Annotated in this window: 19 protein-coding genes and 1 pseudogene; 11 read left to right on the top strand and 9 right to left on the bottom strand. The window is 46.5% G+C overall.

Annotated elements, in window-relative coordinates; genetic code table 11:
* The coding region (locus CMR00_10925) for a glycosyl transferase family 1 (protein ID PIO47319.1) at nucleotides 1-335 on the bottom strand (335 nt) is incomplete at its 3' end.
* A 406-nt stretch (nucleotides 336-741) separates the two neighbouring features.
* On the opposite strand from CMR00_10925, the gene CMR00_10930 reads away from it, so the two are divergent.
* The gene (locus tag CMR00_10930) at nucleotides 742-1551 is read left to right on the top strand and encodes a methyltransferase type 11 (protein PIO47320.1); all 810 of its coding nucleotides are present in this window, start codon (nucleotides 742-744) and stop codon (nucleotides 1549-1551) included.
* Between the two features lie 55 nt (nucleotides 1552-1606).
* On the opposite strand, the gene CMR00_10935 is transcribed toward CMR00_10930, so the two are convergent.
* The 6 genes and pseudogenes from CMR00_10935 to CMR00_10960 all read right to left on the bottom strand — a co-directional run bounded on the left by CMR00_10935 (nucleotide 1607) and on the right by CMR00_10960 (nucleotide 7105).
* A complete protein-coding gene (locus CMR00_10935) occupies nucleotides 1607-2239 on the bottom strand; it encodes a 2,3-bisphosphoglycerate-dependent phosphoglycerate mutase (GenBank protein PIO47321.1) in 633 nt (210 codons plus the stop codon).
* A gap of 171 nt (nucleotides 2240-2410) precedes the next feature.
* Nucleotides 2411-2779: a hypothetical protein gene (locus CMR00_10940; protein PIO47322.1), complete on the bottom strand. Its 369-nt coding sequence runs from the start codon at nucleotides 2777-2779 to the stop codon at nucleotides 2411-2413.
* Between the two features lie 26 nt (nucleotides 2780-2805).
* A pseudogene (gene rseP, locus CMR00_10945) lies at nucleotides 2806-4124 on the bottom strand (RIP metalloprotease RseP).
* Nucleotides 4125-4270: 146 nt separating this feature from the next.
* On the bottom strand, nucleotides 4271-4687 hold the full coding sequence (locus tag CMR00_10950; protein ID PIO47323.1) for a hypothetical protein: 417 nt from the start codon (nucleotides 4685-4687) through the stop codon (nucleotides 4271-4273).
* Nucleotides 4688-4750: 63 nt separating this feature from the next.
* Entirely contained in the window at nucleotides 4751-5917 is a 1167-nt protein-coding gene (locus CMR00_10955; protein PIO47324.1) for a 1-deoxy-D-xylulose-5-phosphate reductoisomerase, read from the bottom strand.
* Between the two features lie 78 nt (nucleotides 5918-5995).
* Nucleotides 5996-7105 carry a hypothetical protein gene (locus tag CMR00_10960; GenBank protein PIO47325.1) on the bottom strand — a complete coding sequence of 370 codons (1110 nt, stop codon included), beginning with the start codon at nucleotides 7103-7105 and terminating at the stop codon, nucleotides 5996-5998.
* A 4-nt stretch (nucleotides 7106-7109) separates the two neighbouring features.
* Between CMR00_10960 and CMR00_10965 the strand changes: the two genes are divergently transcribed.
* The 5 genes from CMR00_10965 (at nucleotide 7110) to CMR00_10985 (ending at nucleotide 13919) form a co-directional block, all read left to right on the top strand.
* Nucleotides 7110-7364, top strand: a complete 255-nt coding sequence (locus tag CMR00_10965) for a hypothetical protein (protein PIO47326.1) — start codon at nucleotides 7110-7112, stop codon at nucleotides 7362-7364.
* A 409-nt stretch (nucleotides 7365-7773) separates the two neighbouring features.
* Nucleotides 7774-8535 carry a hypothetical protein gene (locus tag CMR00_10970; GenBank protein PIO47327.1) on the top strand — a complete coding sequence of 254 codons (762 nt, stop codon included), beginning with the start codon at nucleotides 7774-7776 and terminating at the stop codon, nucleotides 8533-8535.
* A 294-nt stretch (nucleotides 8536-8829) separates the two neighbouring features.
* Nucleotides 8830-10416 carry an alkaline phosphatase gene (locus CMR00_10975; GenBank protein ID PIO47328.1) on the top strand — a complete coding sequence of 529 codons (1587 nt, stop codon included), beginning with the start codon at nucleotides 8830-8832 and terminating at the stop codon, nucleotides 10414-10416.
* Between the two features lie 192 nt (nucleotides 10417-10608).
* Nucleotides 10609-13383 carry a hypothetical protein gene (locus CMR00_10980; protein ID PIO47329.1) on the top strand — a complete coding sequence of 925 codons (2775 nt, stop codon included), beginning with the start codon at nucleotides 10609-10611 and terminating at the stop codon, nucleotides 13381-13383.
* Nucleotides 13323-13919 (top strand): hypothetical protein, encoded by a 597-nt coding sequence (locus tag CMR00_10985; protein ID PIO47336.1) that lies wholly within the window; start codon nucleotides 13323-13325, stop codon nucleotides 13917-13919. Before CMR00_10980 ends, CMR00_10985 begins: the two co-directional genes overlap by 61 nt.
* 54 nt (nucleotides 13920-13973) lie before the next feature.
* Here the strand turns inward: CMR00_10985 and CMR00_10990 are convergent, their stop codons facing one another.
* On the bottom strand, nucleotides 13974-15521 hold the full coding sequence (locus tag CMR00_10990; GenBank protein PIO47330.1) for a hypothetical protein: 1548 nt from the start codon (nucleotides 15519-15521) through the stop codon (nucleotides 13974-13976).
* A 197-nt stretch (nucleotides 15522-15718) separates the two neighbouring features.
* Between CMR00_10990 and CMR00_10995 the strand changes: the two genes are divergently transcribed.
* From CMR00_10995 to CMR00_11010, 4 genes are all read left to right on the top strand, one after another.
* Nucleotides 15719-16528, top strand: coding sequence for a hypothetical protein (locus CMR00_10995; protein ID PIO47331.1), 810 nt, complete (start codon nucleotides 15719-15721; stop codon nucleotides 16526-16528).
* A 269-nt stretch (nucleotides 16529-16797) separates the two neighbouring features.
* A complete protein-coding gene (locus CMR00_11000) occupies nucleotides 16798-20136 on the top strand; it encodes a hypothetical protein (protein ID PIO47332.1) in 3339 nt (1112 codons plus the stop codon).
* Nucleotides 20137-20191: 55 nt separating this feature from the next.
* Nucleotides 20192-20884, top strand: coding sequence for a Crp/Fnr family transcriptional regulator (locus tag CMR00_11005; protein ID PIO47333.1), 693 nt, complete (start codon nucleotides 20192-20194; stop codon nucleotides 20882-20884).
* A 191-nt stretch (nucleotides 20885-21075) separates the two neighbouring features.
* On the top strand, nucleotides 21076-23613 hold the full coding sequence (locus CMR00_11010; GenBank protein PIO47334.1) for a glycogen phosphorylase: 2538 nt from the start codon (nucleotides 21076-21078) through the stop codon (nucleotides 23611-23613).
* A gap of 89 nt (nucleotides 23614-23702) precedes the next feature.
* Here CMR00_11010 and CMR00_11015 read toward each other — a convergent pair whose 3' ends face one another.
* Nucleotides 23703-24572, bottom strand: coding sequence for a hypothetical protein (locus tag CMR00_11015; protein PIO47335.1), 870 nt, complete (start codon nucleotides 24570-24572; stop codon nucleotides 23703-23705).
* Between the two features lie 112 nt (nucleotides 24573-24684).
* Between CMR00_11015 and CMR00_11020 the strand changes: the two genes are divergently transcribed.
* Nucleotides 24685-25148, top strand: a 464-nt coding sequence (locus tag CMR00_11020; GenBank protein ID PIO47337.1) for a colicin I receptor, incomplete at its 3' end; no start/stop codon positions are given.

Here is a 25148-nt window from a genome sequence, read left to right on the forward strand (position 1 = left end):
TTGCTGCGCACAAATTCGGAGATATGCTCCATGACGCTGCGCTTTTCACCGGGCTTGGGAATGTTGTTGACATCAACAGGAGCATCCTCTGGTTTGCCAGTAAGTTTGCGATAAAACCTGTACGGCTCAAAAATTTTGGAGCGATAGACCCGCACATCAGACGGAACTTCACAGAGCTGGCTTTCATCACGCACAGGGAAATCCCCATTTTCGACGGTAAGCACCACCGGGCGTACATCAAACTCGCGTAGATACTTAACGAACTTCAAAACGCGCTGTACGCCCGGTCCACCCGACGGTGGAAAATAGTATGTAACGATAAGCAGATTTTTCACTTGAAGTGATTACTATGGGCAAATAAATCAAGAAAGACTGGTGAGCAAACTCGATAGGCTCTGCAAAGCAAGCCCAAGTAGCACTTGAAGAAATGCGGATAAAGCACATACAGCTGCGCAAACGCAAGGTTCAATCTGGAAAAAACGCTGACGCTGTCCATGAAAAGCACTACAATAATTAAACGACAAAAATAAACAACCTGACGATTTTTCTTTGGCTACTCTGATAGCAATCGGTGCCAATCGTGCCCTTAAGAAGAGAAGTCTCATAGCGCAGCTGTAGCTCAGCGTTTTGACGGCTAACAATCCAGCAAAAGTTTTTCGCAAGTATGTTCTTGGTCTTGAAACGTCGCAGCAAAGGCTATCGTTATCACAAGTGTCTTATGCAATCACTCATTTTTGTAGTATGAAAATCACGCGTAACCCTATCCAACAAGGCATCGTGAATTTCCTTGAAGCCAATGAAGTATGGCTTCGTCCATTGCTTACTGAACGCATTTTTGATGGCGTCGATTTACAAGCTGAAGGCGATAAGGTCGCCAATCCTCACCTAAGTTATCCTGAGTACTACTTACAAGATTTTCACAGTGTAGATGGGGGCTATCTCAACAAGGATGCGGCTATCACATACGATCCAATTACAAACAAAATTCTCTTTCCCAGCGAAACTTACCTGCGCACGACACTGGCGCAGATGTTTCCAAGCGAAGCGACAAGCATTTTAGATTTAGGCTGCGGCACCGGCACCGCAACGCGCTTTATTGCCGAACGACTGCCTCACGCACATGTAACAGGCGTCGATCTCTCACCTTATATGGTTGCAGCCGCACAACTTAAAGCAAAGTTGTTCTCTAACATCACTTTCCTGCATGCCAATGCAGAGCAACTGCCATTTGAAGACAATACTTTCGATGCAGTAACCGCTTCACTGCTCTTTCACGAATTACCGCCAGAAGCTGGTTTGAATGTGATGCGCGAAGCCCTGCGTGTCTTGAAGCCAAACGGCATCTTTCTCGTCTTCGATGGAGCACAGTCAAGCGAGCTCTCAAAAATTGGGGGTAACATCAGCAGCATGCTCTTCCTCGAGCCTTATGCGGAAGATTTTCTCAAAGGCAGTTTGACGGAAATGATGCGCACGGCAGGATTTGTACAAGCTGAAACTATCCCAGTACTCACATTCTATGAAATTCGCCGTGCCTACAAAGCAGCGGCATAGACAAATGTGCAGACCGCAAAACCTGCAATCAAGTGAGTGCTTTCGAAGTGAGGTGTTAGAGCACAGTTTTTGAGATCATCTTCTCGCCCTCGTAGTCATAGACAATTGGCACGCCGTTTGGAATGTTAAGCTCCAAGACCTCTTCTTTGGTGAGCTTATCGAGTGCCATGACAATGGCGCGGAGACTATTGCCGTGCGCCGAAATCAGCACGTTTTTCCCGGCATGGACTTTCGGCAGGATTTCCGTGTTGAAGTAAGGTAGGGCGCGTGCAGCAGTATCTTTCAAACTCTCGGTGTAACCCTCAGGGTTGAGTGCAGTGACATCATTTGGTGGCGCAATATCATAACTGCGGCGCCAAATTTTGACTTGCTCTTCACCGTACTTTTTAGCAGTTTCCGCCTTGTTTAAGCCTTGCAATGCCCCATAGTGCCGCTCATTTAGCGCCTTGTTGAAGTAAGTGGGCACATGCAACTGTTCAGCAGCGGTCAATACAATAATTAACGTTTCAATCGCACGATACAGCACAGAAGTGTAGGCAATATCAATTGGAATGTGTTTAATCTTTAAGCCAGCCTCACGCGCTTGAGCACGACCTAAGTCCGTCAGCCCAACATCAACCCAGCCCGTAAAGCGGTTTTCTAAGTTCCACTGCGATTCACCGTGCCGAATGAGAATCAGTTTGGACATTGTGGTGCGGTTTAGTTTTTGTAGCAACACCCTATTCAATGCGCAGCACTGCGATAGGCTTTGACTTACACATTACAGAGACAGAGAGCGCATTGCCGTTATCAGGGGAATTGCATAAACAAAGTTAAAGAATTTCGCCTAATTTTGCTGCTGGCTTGGCAGAACTTTTTTCTATGAAGAGGCGGTCTCAAGCAGAAACTTAAGTTGAGGGTAGCGCTCGTCATCGAGCGTCAGAAAGAGACGAAGCAAGGCGGCGGCGTAAGTTTTGCCTTGAGCATCGAGCTTGAGCGATTTTGTACCACCGCCACCTAACGATTCATGAAGCAGAAAGTTCAATGCGCCGATATTCGGCATTTCGTAACGCTCCACATTGCCTTTGACCATGTCGCCAAAATGTGCCTTGACGACCTCAGGCGTGAGTTCATTTTTCAAAATTTCGTAGAACTCAGGACGGCGCGCAATGATACCTACATTTGCAGTATCCCCTTTGTCGCCACTGCGTCCGTGTGCAATTTGAAAGAGCATAATACGACGATGCATAATGCGGCAGGCTCCCTTAAAGCACTCTACGGGTTGATAATATCATTGACAAAAATGAATGCCATCAAAACGAGCAAGGCAGTAAAGCCAACTTGCTGAATTGCCATTTTGGTTTTGAGCGGCAGTTCTCTACCCATCACGCCTTCCACACAGTTCATGACAAACTGCCCGCCATCAAGCGCAGGAATCGGCAAGATGTTGATAAATGCAAGCGAGATGGAAAGAATCGCTAAGAACCAGAGAAAACTGCGTAGCCCTTGCTCAGCAGTTTGACCGGCAAGTTTGCGATTTTAATCGGTCCGCCCAGTGATTTACGCACATCTTCTTGACCCGTAAAGAGTTTGCCAAACCCTTTAATGGTCATAGCAGTCATTTTCCCTGTTTGCTCAATACCAGCCACAAGCCCTTCAAAGAAACCGAGTTTCAGGTACTCGCGATCTACAGGGGCAACGCTGATGCCAATTTTCCCGCTTGAATTTGGCGTAACACTTGCTGATTTAAGCTCGCCTTGTGCGGTCTGCCACTCAATGAGAATTTCTTTATTTGCGTTCTCGCCAACGATATGCACAAGGTCAGACCAGTCATAGATGGTGGTGCCGGCAACACGCAGAATTTTATCGCCTTTTTTCAGCCCGATTTTTTCTGCGGGGTAACCACTGACAAGTTCACCCACAATAGGTGGTGTGAGTGGGCGCAAGCCTTCGCCTTTAGCGTCGTTAATGCGGGTCATCATATTCGGCGGTGCCGTAAGTGAAAGCGTCTCTGAACCGCGCTTAATCGTGTAGACAAGCGTGCTATTTGTAAAGAGTTCGGGGTCTAAGGCTTCTTCCCAGTATTTGACAGGATTGCCATTGACAGCAACAATGACATCACCAGTGCGAAAGCCCATTTCTTTGAACACCGATTCGCTGTTTTCATCGATGAGCACGCCAGTGGAAATCGGCGTTCTGACTTCGCCATAGTTCAAGGCAATGACGATGAAAATGACAGCGGCGAGAATCATGTTCATGATGACGCCGGCGGAAATGACGATGAGGCGTTGCCAAGTAGGCTTTGAACGAAATTCCCAAGGCTGTGGCGGTTTTGAGGCAAAGTCCGTGTCCATGCTTTCATCGACCATGCCTGCAATTTTCACATAGCCGCCCAGCGGAATAGCACCGATACCGTATTCGGTTTCGCCACGCTGGATGCTCCACAGCTTCAAATTCCAGAAGTCAAAGCCAATGAAAAAGCGCTCGACTCGCATGCCGAAGAGTTTTGCTGCTGCAAAGTGCCCAAACTCATGCACCGTTACCAAAATGAAAATGGCAACAATGAAGTAGAATATCGTGCTCAGAAGTTCCATAGTCGTAAGATATGTGAAGTATAAAAATGCGGTTATTGCTAAACCTACTCTAACCGATGGTTTCTCTAACCGAAAATGTGCAAATTATGTTGCGCCACAGACCGCTGCCATCCATCGTGTTGCTGGCTCGGCAGGTGTTTGAAGGATTAGCCTTGTTTTGCGGCGCTGCCATCACTGAGCGATTTCGTCATGGATTCTGCAGCTTTGCTGACGCTTTCGCCAAGTTTAGCTGTAGCATCACCTACACCCGATGTCGCTTTATTGACGCTTTCTGCCAAAGTAGCTACCGTCTTTGAGAGACTTTCAGTGGCTTTGCCAGACCCACTAGCAACATCAGCTGAGACGGTGCCGATGGTTTCAGCCATGCTGGCGACAATTTTGCTGAGGCTCTCTGCGGTCTTTGCAATAAGTTCTATTGAACTGGCAGCTAATTTTTCTACATCGAGTTGCTGCGTGAGCTGTGTCGCTGTAGTGGTGGTGTCGGCGATGACTTTGGAGACACTGGAAAGTGCCGTGGTCAGTGCATCGGATGGTTGCGAGTTTGGCGATGTCTCTTCAGGCATAGTTCATGTCCTTTCTTGAGCTGAATGTATTAATTAAGGTGCAACAATATAAGGTTTAATTGTTCAGAGCGCAAAGTCGTAGACGCCAGCGCGCTCACAGGTTTTGCGGCGCGTCTCTCGGTCAATTTCAATGAGGTCATCAATCCCGACGCTTTGTCCATTTTGATGGGCGTTGAGAGCCTCTTCAATAAGTTCTGGAATTTTGACAAATGAAATTTTCTGCTCGAGAAAGAGGGCGACTGCGGCTTCATTTGCGGCATTGAGTACAGTCGGATACGATGAGCCTTTTTCAATAGCCTGATAAGCCAAGGCAAGGCAGCGGAATTTATCTTTGTCTGGCGGTTCAAAGTCGAGGCGCGAGAGCTGCTTCCAATCAATGCGTGGGTAATCAGCATAGAAACGCTCTGGGTAGGTAAGGGCATACTGAATCGGGATGCGCATGTCGGGCGTGCCTAATTGCGCCTTGATGCTGCCATCTGCAAACTCCACCATAGAGTGAATGATAGATTGCGGATGCACAACAACTTCAATTTTTTCCAAAGGTATGCCAAAGAGCCACTTGGCTTCAATCACTTCTAAGCCTTTGTTCATCAAAGTTGCGGAATCAATTGTAATTTTGCGTCCCATTTTCCAGTTCGGATGCTTCAAGGCTTGCTCAAGTGTAATGCTGTGAAAAGCCTCTTTGGGTAAGGTTCTAAACGGTCCGCCTGATGCAGTAAGAATAATTTTGCTAATGCTCTCTGCAGGTTCGCCGACAAGGCACTGAAAAATTGCGGAGTGCTCGCTATCAATCGGCAGCAGGGCGCAACGATTTTCTCTTGCAAGGCGCGTGATGATTTCACCAGCCACAACTAAAGTTTCTTTGTTAGCTAAGCCAACGTTTTTGCCCGCTTTGAGGGCTTCAACCGTGGGCTTTAAGCCAGCAAAACCAACGAGTGCACCAATTACGAAATCACTGTCGCTGCGTCGCGCAATGTCGCACAGTGCCTCCTCGCCAGCTAGCACTTCAATACCCTGACCTGATAATTTCTCGCGTAGTATCTGTTCATGCTCTACCGTGCTGATAGCAACGGCTTTGGGACGGTATCGCAGGGCTTGTTCAGCAAGCAATTCGACATTGCTGTTTGCCGTGAGATATTGCACCGAAAATTTGTCGGGGAATCGTGCGACCACATCAAGCGTATTTTTCCCAATTGAACCTGTCGAACCGAAAATGGTGAGTTTTTTCATAATCTCGTGTTAAGGTTATTCGATGTTTGAGCTGGGCTTGTTGAAATGCCTAAAACCTGTTTTGACGCCTAATCGGTTTCAGTTGGGTAAGAGAATTTCGCCTTTTGTTACAAGCTTCCAACCTTGCTCACTGCATCTGACAATCGCAGGGGATTTGATAACAAAACCTGATGAGACTGTGCTTGAGCGTTGCAGTTCAAAGACCGGCGTAAGACTTTCTTGCATAAAGAAATCCTCAACGGGGAAATTGCGCACAATAAACACCTCAGCGCAGCCATCTCTGGAAACTTGCTTAGAAATGAGAAAACCGCCCGCTTGATTTTCTACGAAAATGGGCTTCGTGGACTTATTTTCAAAAACGTCTTCAAAGTTAGAGATGGTGCAAATGATCACTTGGTTCATAAAGTCGCGTTCTTCTTCGGGCGTAGAGAGGTGCTGATAACATGAAAGCAGTGAAATCTCTTGAGCCGCCGTGTCTTTGGAGGCGAAGTCAGACTCAATGAGCAATTCCGCTTCGTCAGGCAAAAGCAATTGATCGGCGACAAACTCTTCGCTTTGTTCGCTTTTAGGCTTTGGCTCAAGTTCATTGAGCATCAAAAGGTCGGTGCGACTTGCTTCGCCAGTGGCATTTTCAATGTTGTTGTCATCGAGTAACATGCCTATACTGCCCGCACTATCAGGAACATTCGTCTCTGTAAGTTTTTTTTCAGATGTTGTACGCTTTTCTTCTAGAATAACTTTTTCAAATGCTTGAGCTTTCTCGTGGGAAACTGTTGTTTTAGGTTCAGCAGTTGGCGCGTGAGCCAGCGTCGTGTCGGGAGTCGTAATGTTTTCTTTGGTAAGCATGCGGTCGGGTGCAAGTGTGCTTTGGCTCAAAGTCGTATGGTCTGGCGTGGATGTGCTCTCAGAGCTACGATGATGTGCCGAGATTGGCTCAAATGCACGCTCAGGCACTGGAGGGGACTTTGGCGGAATCGTGGTTTCACGCTCGTGCTTTATGTGAGGTTCAGTGGCAGATGCAGATGACACTCCAGCGTGACTGGTAAGGGCTTCGGATGAAATATCCGTTGGCTTGTCTGCTGCTGACTGAAAGACTTTGCTTTCAACCACGATGGCTTCGGCTTCCGTACCGGGTAATAATGCTTTAGGAGCACTGGGTCCTTGCGCTCGGCGTCGGAGGAAAATCAAGACAATGCCAGCGCCTGCACCGAGTGAGACAATAATGCTGATAATGATTGCTGTCCAACCAAATCCTGTATTGTCTTTCGCTGGGGCTTCTGCGCTCTTGCTGTCAGGAACGGCAGTGCCTGTTTTAGGATCACTTTTCTCTTTAGCAGCATCCGTGCTTGTGCTACTCTCTTTCTTGCTCTCGGTCTTGGAGGTGGAAGACTTGGACTTCTTTGCGTTCTTTTTTCTTTTCTTTATCGTCTATGGCATCTGGAGCTAAGGCATAGTGCAGAGAAGTGGATGTGAGCATGTGTTCGGTAGCCGCTGGTGCAAACACCGCTGAGGAAATAAAACTCCATAAAGACCATACAGGCAGCAAGCAAAGCAGAAGCGTTGAACAAACCAAGTGATGCATTTCACAGTGCCAGTTACTTTACGGAAAGACGCGCGTTGCGTAGTAGCACCTTAGCCGCACTAAAAAATATACTGTACTTCTGAATATAGAAGGCGCTGAAAGCAATTCAAAGCGAGGAGTGTGAAAAATTTGGGTTATGTTTTGGCATGGCTTTATTAAGCTCAACACGCCACAACTGTCCGCCCCGACCACTTTTTGAAATCTTTTGAGTGTTTCTGGCTTTTTTGTCGTAACTTGAACGGTAAGTCAACATAAGTAGATATCAATATCTCCAATGCTTAAATACACTGCTGATCTTCGCTCGCTTCTTTTTCTGAGCATCGCTACAAGTTTGCTTTTTATTCAGTGGAATTTGGATGCCTTCAATCCAGTGTTATGGCTCTGCGCCATGTTTTTTGCAGTAACTGTAGCCGTGATTGCACACAATCATAACCATGTGCCCATGTGGAAAAATGAGTTTCTCAATCGGCTCACCGATTACTGGATTACACTGTTCTATGGCTTTCCAACTTTTGCTTGGATTCCGACACACAACAAGAATCACCACAAGTTTAACAACAAAGAGGGCGATTACACCATCACCTATCGCTTCAGTGAAGAGAACAATCTCTGGACGCTATTGTCGTATCCTACCATCAGTAGCTATTATCAGCAGACGCCGATTATGGACTACTTGAGAAAGAATTGGGAAAAAGACAAGGGCAAATTTTGGTTTGCAATTTCGCAGTATATCGTGCTGGGGGCAATGATTCTTATTGCGCTGGTGCTAGATTGGAAAAAAGCCATCCTGTATGTGCTCTTACCGCATCAAGCGGCACTGTTTACGGTACTCATCTTTAATTATTTGCAGCATGTGCACGCTGACGAGACTTCTCACTCAAATCATTCTCGCAACTTCGTCAGCCCTGTGCTCAACTTTTTTGCTCTTCAACAATGGCTACCATACCGTGCATCACGACAATGCGAACTTGCATTGGAGCAAGTGGAAAGAAGCGCACGAAAAAATTGCACACACCATAAGCCTGCGTCTCATTGAAAAAAGTTTTTGGGGCTATCTTTTTCGCACCTACATTCTCGGTGCATTTATGGAGAGATACCGGAGCCAATCAATGAGACTCGAGCGCCTTGAGCGTGAGAACGCTGTCAAATCTCATCAAATGCTGGTAGCAACTGAATAACCATGCTCACAGCAAGTGAGTGTCTGAATCGGGTTTAAGATATAGACTATAGACGCTTTCAAAGACGACAATGCAAAATTTTGCGCATTAATGCACATTAAGGTGTATCTTTGGGCGGCAAATTATCAAGCTCCATAGACGCTCAAAAACTTATGATAGCATCCATTCGTTTGTCGCTCCTGCTTCTCTGTTTAGTGCCAATCAGTGTATCTGCACAAATCAAACGAGTCAATTCACCTTCGCCTAAACTTGTTGTAGCAATTGTCATAGACCAGCTGCGCTACGATTATCTCGAGCGCTTTGATGCCCACTATGTTGCCGCTACAAAAACTTCAGGGGGCTTCAAGCGATTGATAGAGCAAGGAGCGCTGCTGACAAATGCGCACTACAGCTACATGAATACTTACACAGCGCCTGGGCACTGCACAATTTTTACGGGCGTTGTGCCTGCAAAAAGCGGCATTGTTGGCAATGAATGGATTGATCGAAATACAGGGCGCGTGGTCTATTGCGTTGATGATACAACAGTATTTTCTGTAGGTATTGAGGCGCAAAGCCGTGCAGGACGTATGTCGCCGCGCAATGCATTTGTGGAAATGGTTACAGATAAATTCAAAGCAGCATCGCCAAAGAGCAAGGTCATCGGCATTGCTCTTAAAGACCGCGGCGCAATTCTTCCAGCAGGTAAAAATGCAGATGGTGCCTTTTGGTTTGATGCTGCCAGTGGCAACTGGATTTCAAGTTCATACTATTTTCCAAATGGCAAATTGCCCAAATGGCTACAAGCGTTCAACGAAAGGAAATTACCTGAAAGCTACCTTGGTAAAACTTGGGACCGGCTTTTACCGGCTAATACTTACACAATGCCCGATACTGTAGAAGGCGAAAGTAATTTGTTAGGCGAAAGTCTCCCCGTTTTTCCACACCGCATTGTGGATATTTCTACCTTAAACGACCCACGCGTGCGCCGCTTGAAACGCTTTGAGGGGATCGCACCAACGCCTTTTGGCAACGAGCTCACCATAGAAGTTGCCAAAGCCGCTATCGAAGGTGAAGCCTTGGGTCAGCGTGGCGTTACAGATATCCTTACGATTTCCTTTTCTTCACCAGATTACTGTGGTCATGCGTTCGGTCCAGATAGTCAAGAGCAGATGGATATGATTGTGCGCCTTGATCGTCAACTTGATGAGTTCTTTCAATACTTGGATAAAAAAATCGGCTTTGAAAACTGTCTGATTGCGCTTTCAGCTGACCATGGTGTCTCTCCACTGCCAGAGCTGATGCAGCCTGACGGACGGCGCGGTGAGAGGCTCTACAAAGCAAATGTCCTAGATTCCTTACGCAAGATGGTAGAAGTGCGCTATCCGAGTGTAATTGAAAATATCGAAAACGATGAAGTCGTGCTTAATCATGCGCTAATGCAGGAGAGAGGCTATGTAGTCAGTGAAGTGGAGCGTTTCGTTGGTGAATGTGCACGGTCACTGCGTGGGGTGATTGGCTATATCACACGCACCGAGCTTGAAAAAGGCAGTTTAGACCCGACTGGTAGAATGGCGAAAAACTCTTTTCATCCCACTCGCAGTGGCGATGTCAAGCTCTTACTCAAACCCTACTCCTTTTTGCCTTTGCCCAAACCGGTACAACACATGGCACAGCCTACGATTACGACACAAAAGTCCCCATACTCTTTTGTGGCAAAGGCGTGCGTCAAGGTAAGTTTGCAAGCACTGCGTTTGTAGAAGATTTTGCACCAACCTTGCATCGTTTGCTCAATTTGCCGGAAGAAACCGCTAACTACGACGGCAGACCTCTTGTGGAAATTTTTGAGCGTAATATGCTGTCAGTAAGTAAGCCGAGAAAAGCCCGAGATTAAGCTATATTCTACATCTCCCATGCGGCAGTTAAAAAATGTGAAGAAGTAGAATGTGTCTATGAGTGTCTTAAGTATGCATAGGTCTCTTCGTACTTCATGCTTGAAGTTTGTGTTATCACTTGCACTGGCGCATGCTCTGTGCCTTGACGCTACGGCGCAACTCCAGAACCCTATCACAAGAAACTATAATGTCGTACATGGGCTCAGTCACAACACAGTAAGCTGCATTACCCAAGATCAATATGGTTTTCTCTGGATTGGAACAGATGACGGCTTAAATCGCTTTGACGGATATACTTTCAAGGTCTACAATTACAACCCACATGACACTAACTCTCTGCCGCACCCGGTGATTAGCGACCTCTACGTGGATACACACGACAATCTTTGGATTGGTACGCCCAACGGTCTTACCAAGTTTTCCTTAGTGTCAGAAACTTTTACACGCTACCTTCAAGGTGTACAAGTGGTCTCGGTGATTGCCGATAGTACAGGTGGACTTTGGATTGGCTCGCTGAGTGGACTGCACTATTTTAACGCCAGCGAGCAAAAGTGGCAAACATGGACAACTGAAAACAGCGACCTAATAAGTAATGCCATTCGCAAGCTCTACCTTGATTCACATGGTTTGATCTGGATTTTACCTGCCTATCAGTCAGCTCAAATTTTCAACCCAAGAACACAGACGTTTTACAATTTTTCCAATCTCGCAACTGGATTTACTGGCAAACTCCATGCCGTATATGAAGATGCGCATAAAGCATTTTGGATATTTACGCATGAAGGGCTACTGTGGCGGTATCGACCTACTTTGCATGTTGCAGACACGCTGCAGCGTATCTCATCCTTGCTACCGGCTCTCAAGGTCAGAGAAGCTGGTTATATGTGCGGCATTGAAGACCGAGAAGGTCGTCTGTGGCTGGCTATGAATGGCGTTGGCATCCTTATCTTTGAAGCTCAAAACGCTGAGCTGCTGCGTATGATCGATAATGAGCAAGCTGAGCAGTTAGGCTTATCAAGTCTTTACATACTCTCAATGTTCCGAGACAAAACAGGTATCATTTGGATAGGGACAGATATAGGCGGACTGTATAAGTGGGATTGGCGAAGTGAGCTATTTAGCTTTTATGGACATACAAGCATCTCACGCAATACACTTAGTTATCCAATAGTGCGAGGGATCTATGCTGACAGAAATGGTACGGTCTGGGTCTGCACACAAGGCGGCGGGCTCAATAAGTTGGAGCGACAAGGTGGCAGACAAAAATGGACACGCTACACAGTGGCTTCTCATAGGGCAAAGGGATTAACTACCGATGTTTTGTGGACGATTCATGCTGCGCCGAGTGGTGAATTTTGGCTTGGTGGCAAGAATGTGCTCATTAAGTTTAATCCGAAAACTGAGACCTTCTACACTGAACCAACGGCTGCCACTGTTACAGTCATTTACCCAGATAGTCCAGATGAGCATGCTGATCTGTGGCTTGGCACTGAAGATGGCTTGCTGCTCCGAGAGGCTAAAACAGGCAGGCTGAAAGTGCTTGAAAACCCCTACGACGATCTTCGTCAATTCCGATATGTGGAAGCCCTTTACAAAGAGGGAGAGACGCTCTGGGTTGGTTGTGCCTCAGGTCTATACCGTGTGAATACGTTGAGCTACAAAGTGGAGCGATATTATATGTTTGGCACAACAACAGATTTACGCATCAGCAGTAACTATGTGACGCACATTTACCGTGATGCGCGAGGCATACTTTGGATCTGTACTAAAGGCGGAGGCTTGAAGATCTTAAAAGATACTGCTACAGAGGCATTTGAATCAATCACAACAGAAAACGGATTGCCACACAATCACGTCTATGCTGTATTAGAGGATGACATGGGACAGCTTTGGACGAGTACGGATAAAGGCATCGCAAAGTATAATCCCGACACTAAAAAGTTTCGCGTCTTCACAATCGCTGACGGCTTGCAAAGTAATGAGTTCAATCGGCGGGCATATTTCAAGAGCCAGTCTAACGAATTTTTCTTTGGCGGCATCAATGGATTCAATTCTTTCTTCCCTGAAAAATTATCAATGCCGGCTACATCACCACGCCCGATTCTGACAGTATTCAAGAAGTATAACGAGCCTGTACGCTTGGATACGGCAATCTTCCAACGTAAGCGCCTTGAACTCTCTCATGCGGACGACTTTTTCTCGTTTGAGTTTGCAGCAAGCGACTTTCATACGCCTGAGCAAAAACGCTATCGCTATAAACTTGCTGGTTACGATAAAGACTGGATTGAGACGAACGCAGCGCAGCGTGAAGCGGTTTATCGCAATTTGCCTGCTGGCGAGTATGAATTTTGCGTTCAAGTCGCAAATTCTGGTGATAGTTGGAGCAGCGAAAGCATGACATTGTCCGTTATTATGCACCCTGCACTATGGCACACATGGTGGGCGTATAGCTTATATGTGCTCTTTAGCGTAGGGGCAGTGTTGATGTTTGTCTGGCAACGTACGCAGAGACTTAAAAAAGAAAACCTTAGACTCGAGGTGCTTGTGCAAGCGCGTACACAGGAGGTCGTAAAACAAAATCAATTGCTTGAGGCTCAGTCAAAAGAGTTGCACAAGCTCAATGAACAGCGCTTGCAGTTCTTTAGCATGGCAACACACGACCTCAAAAATCCGCTTCAAGTCATCAGTGGATTTGCGCGCCTCATTGATGAGGAAAAAAACTGGAAAACATCAAAACATATACCGTCTATATTTCTGGTGCAGCAGGGCGAATGCTGCACCTCATTGAGGAACTCTTGGAGAGCGTGGAGCTGGATTTGGGAATTGCGTTGAATTGCATGCCTGTCGATATTTGCACGCTCATTAAATCTGTCATTGAAGGCAATGAAGCCAATGCCTCAAATAAATCTCAGCGCATTATTTTCGAAAGTGAACCCACGCCGCTCTACGCTAATGTGGACAATAGCCGCATGCGGCATGCCTTGGATAATCTTCTCAGCAACGCAATCAAGTATTCGCCACATAATACGACCATCACAATTTCATGCCAAAAAATCATACTAACGCAAAACGGTAATCATCATGAACAAAACATGACTTTTAAAGACGGGGCATTGCCTGTATCCTACATTTTAGTGGCAATCAAAGATCAAGGTTTGGGCTTAACAGCAGAAGATTTAGGGAAACTCTTTGGTCGCTTTCAGCGCCTTTCAGCACGACCCACGGGTGGAGAGAGTTCAACAGGATTAGGGCTTTCGATTGTTAAGGAAATCGTCGAGATGCATGGCGGCAAAGTATGGGCAGAATCTGAGGGAAAAGCCAAAGGTAGCACCTTTTTTGTCGTACTCCCAGCTATCGTGGAGCAATAACATTAAGACAAGGGTCAGAAAAGTCATAACGACAGCACAGGTTTTGCAAAAGCGCTAATCACTCTCGCTCATCTCCATATCAATTTCCCTAAGTTCGAAGGTCAGCGTTTTTCCATCTTTCGTCCACTTGCCTTGAATAAGGTTGGGCGCAGTAAATGAGCCTTTGAAGGTCGCACTCACGTTGCCTTGCTCATCTAATTCATCGAGTGTGATGTTATTTTCTTTGTCGATTTTGCCTCTCAGACGAATGTCTGTGCCGATGTTTTTGTAGAAGTAGGAGCCAAAGAGGTCTTCTCCATTGCGCTCGAGCTTCATTTGAATTTCCAAGCGACCAATCGTGCCAAAAAAGAGGCGACTGAAGACGGTCTCGACGACAGGTAGTTCCGTGCTCCACACAAAATTGCCTGACGCATCGACATAGCCGAACTTTGTGTCCAACTTAGCTTGTGCTAAACCATTTTTGAATGCATACAGTGTATCAAACTGCGGTGCAATCACATACTTGCCGTTTCGGTCGATAGCGCCCCATTTGCCGCCTGACTTAACGGGAGCATAGCCTTCGGAAAAATCAAAGGCAGCCTCAAACTGTGGGTTGATAGCATATTTGCCGCTCTTGTCAATGAAGCCAAATACATAGCCTTCAGGGCGATAGAACCCGACTTTTGCTAAGCCGTCGACAAAATTGCCAACCCTGTAAAACTCTGGCTTGATCACCATTTGTCCGGTCTTGTCAAGGTAGCCTGATTTGTTTTTGTCTTGTGGGTTAGGGCTTGTTACAGCAGCCAGACCTTCAGAAAAGCTTTTTGCAAGGCTATACTCTGCAGCAATCGCCAAGCGCCCTGCATGGTCGAGATAGCCATACTTCGATCCAATTTTGACAAGTGCCATGCCTTCAGCAAAATCCGAGACAAAGTCGTAGATTGGTAAGCCGAGCATAGTCCCAGTTTTGTCTACAAAACCCCATTTGCCACTTTTGACTTTGGCAGCCCCTTCCTTGAAATCGCCTGCATTTTCAAACTGTGGAGTGATGACGAATTTGCCGGTTTTGTCAATGAAGCCATACTTGCTCCCGACAAGCACTTTGGCAAGCCCTTCCGAGAAGTTGCCAGCAGCGTCAAACTGTGGGTTGATGTCATACTTTCCCTCAAGATTCACATAGCCCCACTTATAGCCTAAACGCACACGCGCCAGCCCTTCTTTGAAATCACCAGCGCCATCAAATTGCGGATTGATAACCATGCGCCCTGCATCATCTAAATATCCATACTTGCCATCTATCTTTATGCGTGCACGCCCTTCCGAGAGTTCGCCTGCTTCTTCGTAGATAGCTGAAGCGACCACATTGCCAGACCGATCAATGTAGCCGAACCGACCTGTCTCCTTGATGATAAACAGTGCGCGCCGTGTTGCCTCACCAGATGAAGAGGATGGAGTCGTCTCTGTCGCTGTGCTGGAGGGCGTACTTAAAACTTCTGACTTTTCGTCCTTCTGACCGCGCGTATCAACTTTTTGGTTTGTATCTTTCTTGCTACATGATGTAAAGACCGAGAGTAAGCCGCAGAGCAAAAAAAGCGTGATAGATTGTGTGATAGCACGGGTCATGATGAGGCTTTTCTTTGTATGATTGCAGTCAAGACGGGCGAATATAAACTTAGACGCTCTGAACTAAAAACAGCTGCGCAAGAATACGGTGTTGAGAGACAAATCATATCATAAGCACTGGCCTTCGAAGAGCTTTTTTAGTCCGCTTCTCTTATTAAATTCTGTATGTTACTTGCTACTCAAAACAAGGTTGATGAATGAAGAACTGCTGGGTTGTGTCCTCTGTTTTCCCGTATGGTGCGCTGTTGCCTTGGAATGATGCATACGCGCAGCCACGCTTTGGTACTGAGCAAGGTGGCTCGATACCTATCGTGCCACAAGTTTTCTTAACGCTGGGGCTGCTAGTGCTGCTGGTAGGCATACTTTGGGTGTATTGGCGACGCGCGGCTCGCCTTGCGTGTGAAAATGCGCTGCTCAAAATGCAAGTTGAAACTCAGTCAAGTGAAGCAAAGAAGACAGCAACACAGCTTCAAGCCGCTCATAGACAGATGCAAGTGCTTGCCGAGATAGGTAGACGCATCGCTGCAGACCGCGATATGCAAACGCTTGTCAGTGTGATTTACGAACACCTTCATACCCTGATGGATACCGATGCGTTTGGAATTGGGCTCTACGATGCCGAAAAACAGGAAATCACCTACCGCATTTTTGTAGATATGGGGGTGCAGTTGCCTGAACACAAAATGGCTATGACAGACGACGATCGTCCAGCCGTCTGGTGTGTGGCTCACAAACAAGATATCTTGATAGGGGATTTTGAGAAAGAGTATGCCGCCTACATCAAGCGATTGCCTATGCCGCGTGCTGCTGGTCAGCCGAAATCTTTGATGTTTTCGCCATTGATGATGGAGACGCAAGTAATAGGCGTAATTACAGTGCAAAGTTACAAAGCCCACATGTATTCTGAGCATCATTTGAGTATACTTCGAATACTGGCTGCGTATATCACAATTGCACTAAGCAGACTCACGATGATGCGCCAAGTCGAGCGCCATACACGATTGTAGAGGCTCAAGCCCGTCTGGCGCAGTCTCAAAAATAATTGTCACTTCCAAACTGTTGCTGCCCCACACTCACTACGGACCGGCGTGGCATTCTTGATCTAACGTCATACTTTGCGAACAGCAGTACATTTTCCCAAGTTTTTTCTTAATATCTCATGCATGCAGCGGCATGAGCGAAGCGATATAACGATATATGAGTGCGACAATGCTAGAATACGAGCCCTCATCTCCTCAGACTATCCTAGTTTCAGAACCGTTTATGCATTCTGGCGATGGGTCATCGTGCTAAGATATTTGCGCTCTACCTCCTGACCTCTCTCTCGGTGTGTAACTGCAATCTGGCACGTGCACAATCTATCGAGATTAAATTCGAGCGCGTTGGGTCAGCGCAAGGCTTATCCAATGAAAGTGTCTATGCCATCTTGCAGGACCGAACTGGGTTTATGTGGTTTGGCACGGCAGACGGACTAAACAAATATGACGGTTACACTTTCACGACCTACCAACGTGACAATTCAACTACGCTCTTAGGCAAAGGCATTCGTACTATGCTCATAGACCGAGAGGGCAACCTTTGGATGGGCACTTGGGCAAACACAGGTGTCTGTTGCTTCAATCGCTACAGGGAGGCTTTCACAAACTACCAGCATCAGCCAGAAAATCCAGAGAGTCTGACAAAGGGCGACATCACAGCAATTGTCCAAGATTCCAGTGGCACGATTTGGATTGCAACCACTGGCGGTTTGAATCGGTTTGAGACACAGACCCGCACGTTTTCGCATATCTTGCACGACTCCAACGACTCCTCATCACTCTCGAGCAATGTGATTACGGCACTTCAACTGGCGCAGGATCATGGCCTGTGGGTGGCGACCGACAACGGGCTGAATTACCTTGACCTAAAGACAGGTAAATGCAAGCGCTATCAAGCAAACGATAAACATGCTATCAGCAGAAATCGTATTCGTGCTCTTTATGTCAGCAAGTTGGGGGCACTGTGGATCGGCTACGACAAAGGTTTTGACTATGTACGCATCAAAGATGGTACAATGCAAGTGAGATATTACGACTTCAAGTGGCAGAATACTTATGGATTTACAACATCACTGATGGTGAATACCATTTACGAAAGTCATGATGGCGTAATATGGCTCGGTACGCAAAGTCATGGACTAGTACGATTTCTGCCAGAAGAGAACGACATTGCTTTTTTTATGCCCGAAAATGATAATCCCTATTCGCTAAGCGATGCCGAAGTCAAGTGCATTTTTCAGGATCAAAGCCAAATAATGTGGGTTGGCACCGCCAACGGAGGGCTAAACAAATTCAATCCGACGGTAGCCCGCTTCAAGTATATTCGTGTGCCCATCGAAAAGCAACATGTCATTGAATCAGTTTTAGAGACAGCAGATGGCTCGCTTTGGGTGGGTACTGTTGGCGGCGGACTGTATCGGCGTGAGCCTAATAGCGAAACGTGGAGACATTACATGAAAACTGAAGTGTCTAATCTGCGCACAATCAGCTCTAATATGATTCTTTCGCTCTATCAGGACAGCACTGGAAAATTGTGGATCGGCACATGGAGCAGCGGATTGATGCAATATGATCCGCTTACACGACACTTCACAACTTTCTACCATACCAGGGCGGGTCGTGACAGCCTGCGCGATAACCGCATCACCTCTATTTGCGAAGATGCCGAGCATAACCTCTGGCTTGCAACATGGAATGGGCTCAAGAAATTTGATGTGCGAACGCATGCATTTGAGCACATTGATCATCCAAAGTCTGTGGGTGCAGGTTCAACTTACAAAAAAGTGCGAGTGGTAAAACCCGGCAAAAATGGAATGCTTTGGGTGGGCTTTGAAGAAGATGGTGTAGCACAATTTAATCCAAAGACAAAACAGTTTATTGAACTTGATGCGCTGTGCGCGTCTAATCATTTACCCAAAATCGTGCGTGCACTCTACGAAGAGCTATCTGGTGTGCTCTGGATAGGCACCTACAACGGAGGTCTCTACCGCTTCGAGCCTCGCACAACAGCAGAGACAGTATGCCTCGAGCAATTTACGACCAAAGACGGCTTGCCTAGCGATCAGGTCTTTGGAATTTTGCCAGATGCTTATGGCAACCTCTGGCTTGCAACCAGCAACGGACTGTGCCAGTTCGATGCGAAAACGTACCGCACACGCACCTACAACACCTATGATGGCTTGCCGCAAGCATCGTTTCATTTGGCAAATTATGCGATGGCACCAAGTGGCTTACTGTATTTCCCTGTCTCAAAAGGCGTGATCTGTTTTCGCCCTGATAGTACATATTGCAAACGGGTTGTGCCACCAATTTCCATAACCGCTATTACGGTCTTTGACAGAGCTTTGCCACCCTGGCAACACAGTATTGAACTTTTGCCCAGCGATGCCTTTTTCTCGGTGGAGTTCGCGTTGCTGCATTATCGCAATCCGGCGAAAAGTCAGTATGCCTACCGTCTGGAGGGATTTGACAAAGACTGGATTTACAGCGGAACGCGGCGATTTGCTACCTATACCAATTTGGATGGAGGCACGTATCGTTTGCGTATCAAGGCGATGCCGAGTGAGGACAAGTGGAGCGAAGATGAGATATCGCTACAAGTAATTGTGCACCCACCTTTCTGGAAGACATGGTGGTTTTTGACGGGCGCGATCCTGCTTTGCCTTAGCACAATCTATGTCTTTTACGCTCAACGCATTCAGCGTGTCAACAAGCGCAATCGTGACCTTGAAGTTGAAGTAATCAAGCGCACTGAAGAACTTGCAGAGGCGCTCAGAGAAACGCACTGTCAAAAGCTTTTAGCTGAAGAAGCCAATCAATTTAAGACCGAACTCTTAGGAGTTGCAGCGCATGACCTAAAAAGTCCACTGCAATCCATCATTGGATTTGCCTCTTTGCTCAAAGAGCATTCAGATCAAGAGGTGGCAAAAGTAGGGACGATTATTGAACGCGCAGCGCGCAATATGGTTCAACTGATCAATGAACTGCTGCAGACGACTGAGGTGGACTTAGGCAAGGTTACCTTGCAAAAACAGCCCTGCGATGTTTCAAAATTAGCACACCTTGTGATGGAACAAAATAAACCCCTTGCACTCCGCAAAAGGCAGACACTGATACTCGACGCGTATCAAGAGTGTATTGTCTATGCTGATGCTTCTCGTTTGATGGAAATCCTGGACAACCTTGTCAACAACGCAATCAAGTATAGTCCTTACGAGAGGAAAATCGTAGTGCGCTGCCAGAAGCAGGAAACATACAGCAAGAATTCCGAGACAAGGAACGCAGAAAATCAGAGCGCGTCTAAGATGCACTCATCCGTGCTCATTTCTGTGCAAGATGAAGGTCAAGGATTCAGTGCAGAGGATATGAGCAAGATTTTTGGCAAGTTTCAGCGTTTGTCTGCAAAGCCAACAGGCGGAGAGAGTTCAACGGGTTTGGGGCTTGCGATTGTCAAACAACTTGTCGAGTTGCATGATGGCAAGATCTGGGTAGAATCTGAAGGGAAAGGCAAGGGCGCAACGTTTTTCGTAGAACTCCCCGCGCTCATTGCAAATTCTGAACATTCCTTTGCGTACTAGAAATTGCTATATTAACATGCTCGACAAAAACTTTTTATGAAAACTTCTTTGAACAATGGAACATCGCGAACTTGTTCGTCAACTTGAGGAGGTCAGCATTTTTGAATCTTTGAGTGAAAAGGAACTTTCTGACCTTATTACACGTAGCCAATTGATGACTTACAGGAAAGACGATGTCATTATTTTTGAAAGTCAGGAAGGAAATTCTGTCTACATAATTCTGGAAGGCATGGTAAAAATCTGTCGCACAAATGAAGAGTACAAAGAAGTGATTTTAGCGATACTGGGCGAGAAAGAATTTTTTGGCGAAATGTCTGTCCTGGATGGCGCGACACGCTCTGCAGATGCGGTGGCGCTCTCAAAAGTGCAGGTCCTTCGCATCGATGGTAAGGTATTTATTGAGTTCATTGAGAAGTATCCCAAACTGGCTCTGGCGCTGCTGCGAGAACTGGTCTCCCGCTTACGCAAGACCGATAGCCAAATCAAAAGTATTTCTTTGGCAGATGCTGTCGGTAAAGTTGCTGCAGTGATTGTGCGTCTGGCAAACGATGTTGGGCGCGTACGCAAAGGTCGTGTAGAGATTGACAACTTTGCAAGTCAGCAAGAAATCGCAAACTACGCTGCAACATCGCGCGAGACGATTTCGCGTGTGCTCACCATGTTCGAGCGAGAAGGACTCATTGAGCGGGATATGAATAAAATTATCATCAATAATTTTGAGGAATTCAAGCAAAAGTTCGGCGAGTAATGCCCCGAGCAACCCCTCGCTTTTCTTGCAGCTCTTGGCACACATCGCTTGTAGCGTAAGAGTCTACCACAGCCCCGAAAACCTTCGCATTTCAAGCGAATTCATGTATCTTCCACTGTTCTTTTAGGACTTTCAGCCGTCTGTGCTGGAAGAAGCGACTTGCATCACCAACCAGTAAAGGAGTAATAACTATGCCGTTCAAGAAACTAGGTTCGCCTACGCGTAACTTCTCTGCAAAGCCGGGCTTGCAAGAAGAAGATTTGCAGACACTGCGTACACTCTTCGCTCAACATCTCAAGTATTCCCTCGCAAAAGACGAATACACTGCTACAGTGCGCGATAGCTACAACGCGCTAGCCCTTTCCGTACGCGATGCGCTGATCGACCGCTGGATTGAAACACAGCAAACATACTACCGTCAAGACGTCAAGCGCGTCTATTATCTCTCAATGGAATTTCTTATTGGACGCACACTGGGCAATGCAGCACTTAACTTAGGTCTGAATGATGAAGTTCGCGAGTTGATGCTACAATTAGGCTATAAGTTAGAAGCTATCGAAGAAATTGAGCCCGATGCTGGCTTAGGAAACGGAGGCTTAGGTCGCCTCGCTGCGTGCTTCTTAGACTCTATGGCTACACTTGGCATCCCCGGATATGGCTATGGCATTCGATACGAGTTTGGCATCTTTGCGCAAAAGATTCGTAACGGCTATCAAGTTGAAACGCCCGATAACTGGCTCCGCTATGGTAACCCTTGGGAAATCGTGCGTCCCGAATACCTCTACAAAGTACAATTCTATGGCAACGTGCACGAGTATCTTGACCAACACGGTAACTTGCGCCACGATTGGGTGAATACACAAGAAGTGATGGCGCTGGCGTACGACACACCCGTGCCCGGTTACGGTAACAATACCGTAAACAATATGCGGCTCTGGTCAGCTAAAGCGACACGCGAGTTTAATTTCGAATGCTTCAACGAAGGTGATTACGACCGCGCCGTTGCCGAGAAAGCAGAATCAGAGACAATTTCAAAAGTCTTGTATCCTAACGACAATACACCTGAAGGCAAAGAATTGCGCCTCAAGCAAGAGTATTTCTTTGTCTCAGCAACACTGCAAGACATCGTCCGCCGCTATAAGAAAACACACACAACATTTGACCAATTCGCCGATAAAGTCGCTATCCAACTCAACGACACACACCCTGCTATCGCTGTGGCAGAATTGATGCGCTTGCTGGTCGATATTGAACATCTGAGTTGGGAAAAAGCATGGAGCATTACTACACGCACATTTGCCTACACCAATCACACAGTGCTGCCAGAAGCGCTTGAAAAATGGTCGGTAGATTTGATGGCGCATCTTTTGCCACGACACTTGCAAATCATCTACGAAATCAATCGGCGTTTCTTGGATGAGATTAGACAGAAGTATCCAAACGACCTTGAAAAAATCAGACGCCTCTCACTCATTGAAGAAGGTCCAACGCGCATGGTGCGCATGGCAAACCTTGCAGTTGTAGGAAGTCATGCCGTCAATGGCGTCGCTGCCATACACTCTGAATTAATCAAGCAGACATTGTTCAAAGATTTCTATGAACTCTGGCCCGAAAAATTCCAAAACAAGACAAACGGCATTACACCACGCCGCTGGCTGCGTCTGTGCAACCCTAGACTCTCAAAGCTGATTGATGAAAAAATTGGCGAGGAATGGGTAACGAATCTGTACGAACTTAAAAAACTTATTCCTTACGCAGACGATGCAGCTTTCCAAGAAAGTTGGCGCAAGGTCAAACGCGAAAATAAACTTGCACTAGCAGAATATATCAAATCGCGCAATCACATTGTTGTCAATCCTGATTCAATGTTTGATTGCCACATTAAGCGCATTCACGAATACAAGCGGCAACTGCTCAATGCCTTGCATGTAGTTTGGCTCTACAATTGGATTAAAGCTCACCCTTACGAAGAAGTTACACCGCGCACGATTCTCTTTGCAGGCAAAGCTGCACCGGGTTACTACAAAGCAAAGCTCATCATCAAGTTGATTAACTCTATTGCAGAGGTCATCAATCATGACCGTGATGTGACAGAGAAATTGAAAGTCGTCTTTCTTGAAAATTACTCTGTCTCGCTTGCTGAGAAAATCATTCCAGCAGCAGATCTCTCTGAACAAATTTCTACGGCAGGCACAGAAGCTAGTGGTACAGGCAATATGAAGTTTGCGCTTAACGGTGCTATCACTATTGGTACGCTCGATGGGGCAAATATCGAAATCAAACAAGAAGTTGGTGATGAGAACATCTTCATCTTTGGTCTGAACGTGGAGCAAGTCTCGGCGTTGCGTCAAAGAGGCTATCAGCCCTGGATGTATTACGAACAAAATCCTGAACTCAAACAAGTGATTGATATGATTGCAAGCGGGTACTTCTCACCTTCTCAACCCGATCTCTTCCGCCCAATCGTCAACTCACTCTTACAAGGCGACTACTACATGTTGATGGCAGATTTTGCTGACTATGTGCGCGCACAAAAGCAAGCAAGTGAAGCCTACCGCGATGTGCACAGATGGACAAAAATGAGCATTCTCAATGTGGCAAATACAGGCAAGTTCTCTTCTGACCGCACCATTCAGGAATATGCTGATGAAATCTGGCATGCAAAGCCCATCACGATTGAAATGCCCGAAAATACGCATGCAAAGAAGACACTTGAACACGCTGAGTAGCACACACCAAGAAAAGACAAAAGCCGCCAAGCAAGCCATGCTAAGGCGGCTGTCTTGTTTTTAGTCAAGTTCATTGCGAAATCAAGTTTTTACTTTGCCTGCGCTTCAAGCAAGACTGAAAGTTTATCCGTCATCGTACCATAGAGTTTTCGCTTCTCTTGAGCAAGGCTTTTTAAGAGCAATTTAAGATCACGCCGTTCAGGTGTGCCCTTCCCTAAAAGCTCTTGCCGAAAGAGCTGAACGCGCCGCTCTAATTGATGCAAATCCTGCCATTTGCCGAAAAGCGAATTAAGCGTACGCAGGGCTTTAAGATCGTGAAATGCAAACGAGTCAGATGCAGGCAAAACCTCTAACCAGTAAAACAACTGCTTCAAGGCTTTGCGCAAATCGTGCAAGGTTTCAGCATTGCGGTCAGAAGCAGGTATTTCAACACTTTCCCACAAAGCTCGGGTTTCATCTTGCATGGCGCGAAGCGTTTGCAAAGAAACTCTCTCACTCAAGCCCTTCGGTTGCGACAGCAACTGCCAGTCACTTTCTGAAATGGGTAAAAGTGTAAAGACCTTACGCAGATACCGTGCACTGGCTTGAAGCGAAGTTTTTAGGTAGGCTTCAAACAGTGGAAAGCGACGCTCAAGACGGTGCGCAAATACTTCTAACAAGCCTATCGCATTATAGACGTCACGGCAAGCGCCACAAGTGAGATAGAGCGTTGCAAAGGGTAAAACCGCTGCACGCAACGATGTGCGCATAACCTTGTCAGACAGACGCGCATAGCTGCGCAGTTTTTTCATTGCAACTCGGGCATCATGAATTGCTCCATGATGAAGACAATGCTCCACAAGAGAAATCTTTTGATGAAAAATCTGCGCTTCCCTTTGCCAGTACGGCAATAGTGAGTATTGGGCATGCATGCTAAATCCTCCAAAGACAAACCAAAAATCTACAGCATACAGCAACATCCTCAAAGTGCAACCCCACGCAAAACACGATTTTGATATAAAAGGAACTTTTATTTAATTAGACTTAGTCTACTTAAGATATGTAGACATAAACATCATAAACAGCATGATTATGCATCGACAGATTCTGAACACTCTTTGCACCGTCTGCTTAACTCTTGCATCAGTACAAGCAGTGTATGCACAGGCTAAAAGTGATTCACTGGCAGCAGATTCACTGAAAATCTACGGCGCAAAAGAAGTGGTTGTAACAGCAACACGCTCAGAAAAGGAGTTGGAAGAAGTCGCTATTCCCGTCTCGGTGATTTCTAAAAAGCGCATTGAGCAACAGGGCGCGATGCGCTTGAACGAAGTGCTTGAGGAACAAACAGGGCTTGCCATTATGTACGACCACGGCACAGGCGTGCAAATGCAAGGCTTTTCGCCCGCCTACACGCTGATTTTGATTGATGGCGAACCAATTGTGGGAAGAACAGCCGGCACGCTGGAACTGACGCGGTTTACTGTCGCTAACATTGAGCGCATTGAAATCGTCAAAGGTCCCTCTTCATCACTCTTCGGCAGCGAAGCCTTAGG

The organism is [Chlorobium] sp. 445 (assembly GCA_002763895.1).
Classification (GTDB): domain Bacteria; phylum Bacteroidota; class Chlorobiia; order Chlorobiales; family Thermochlorobacteraceae; genus Thermochlorobacter.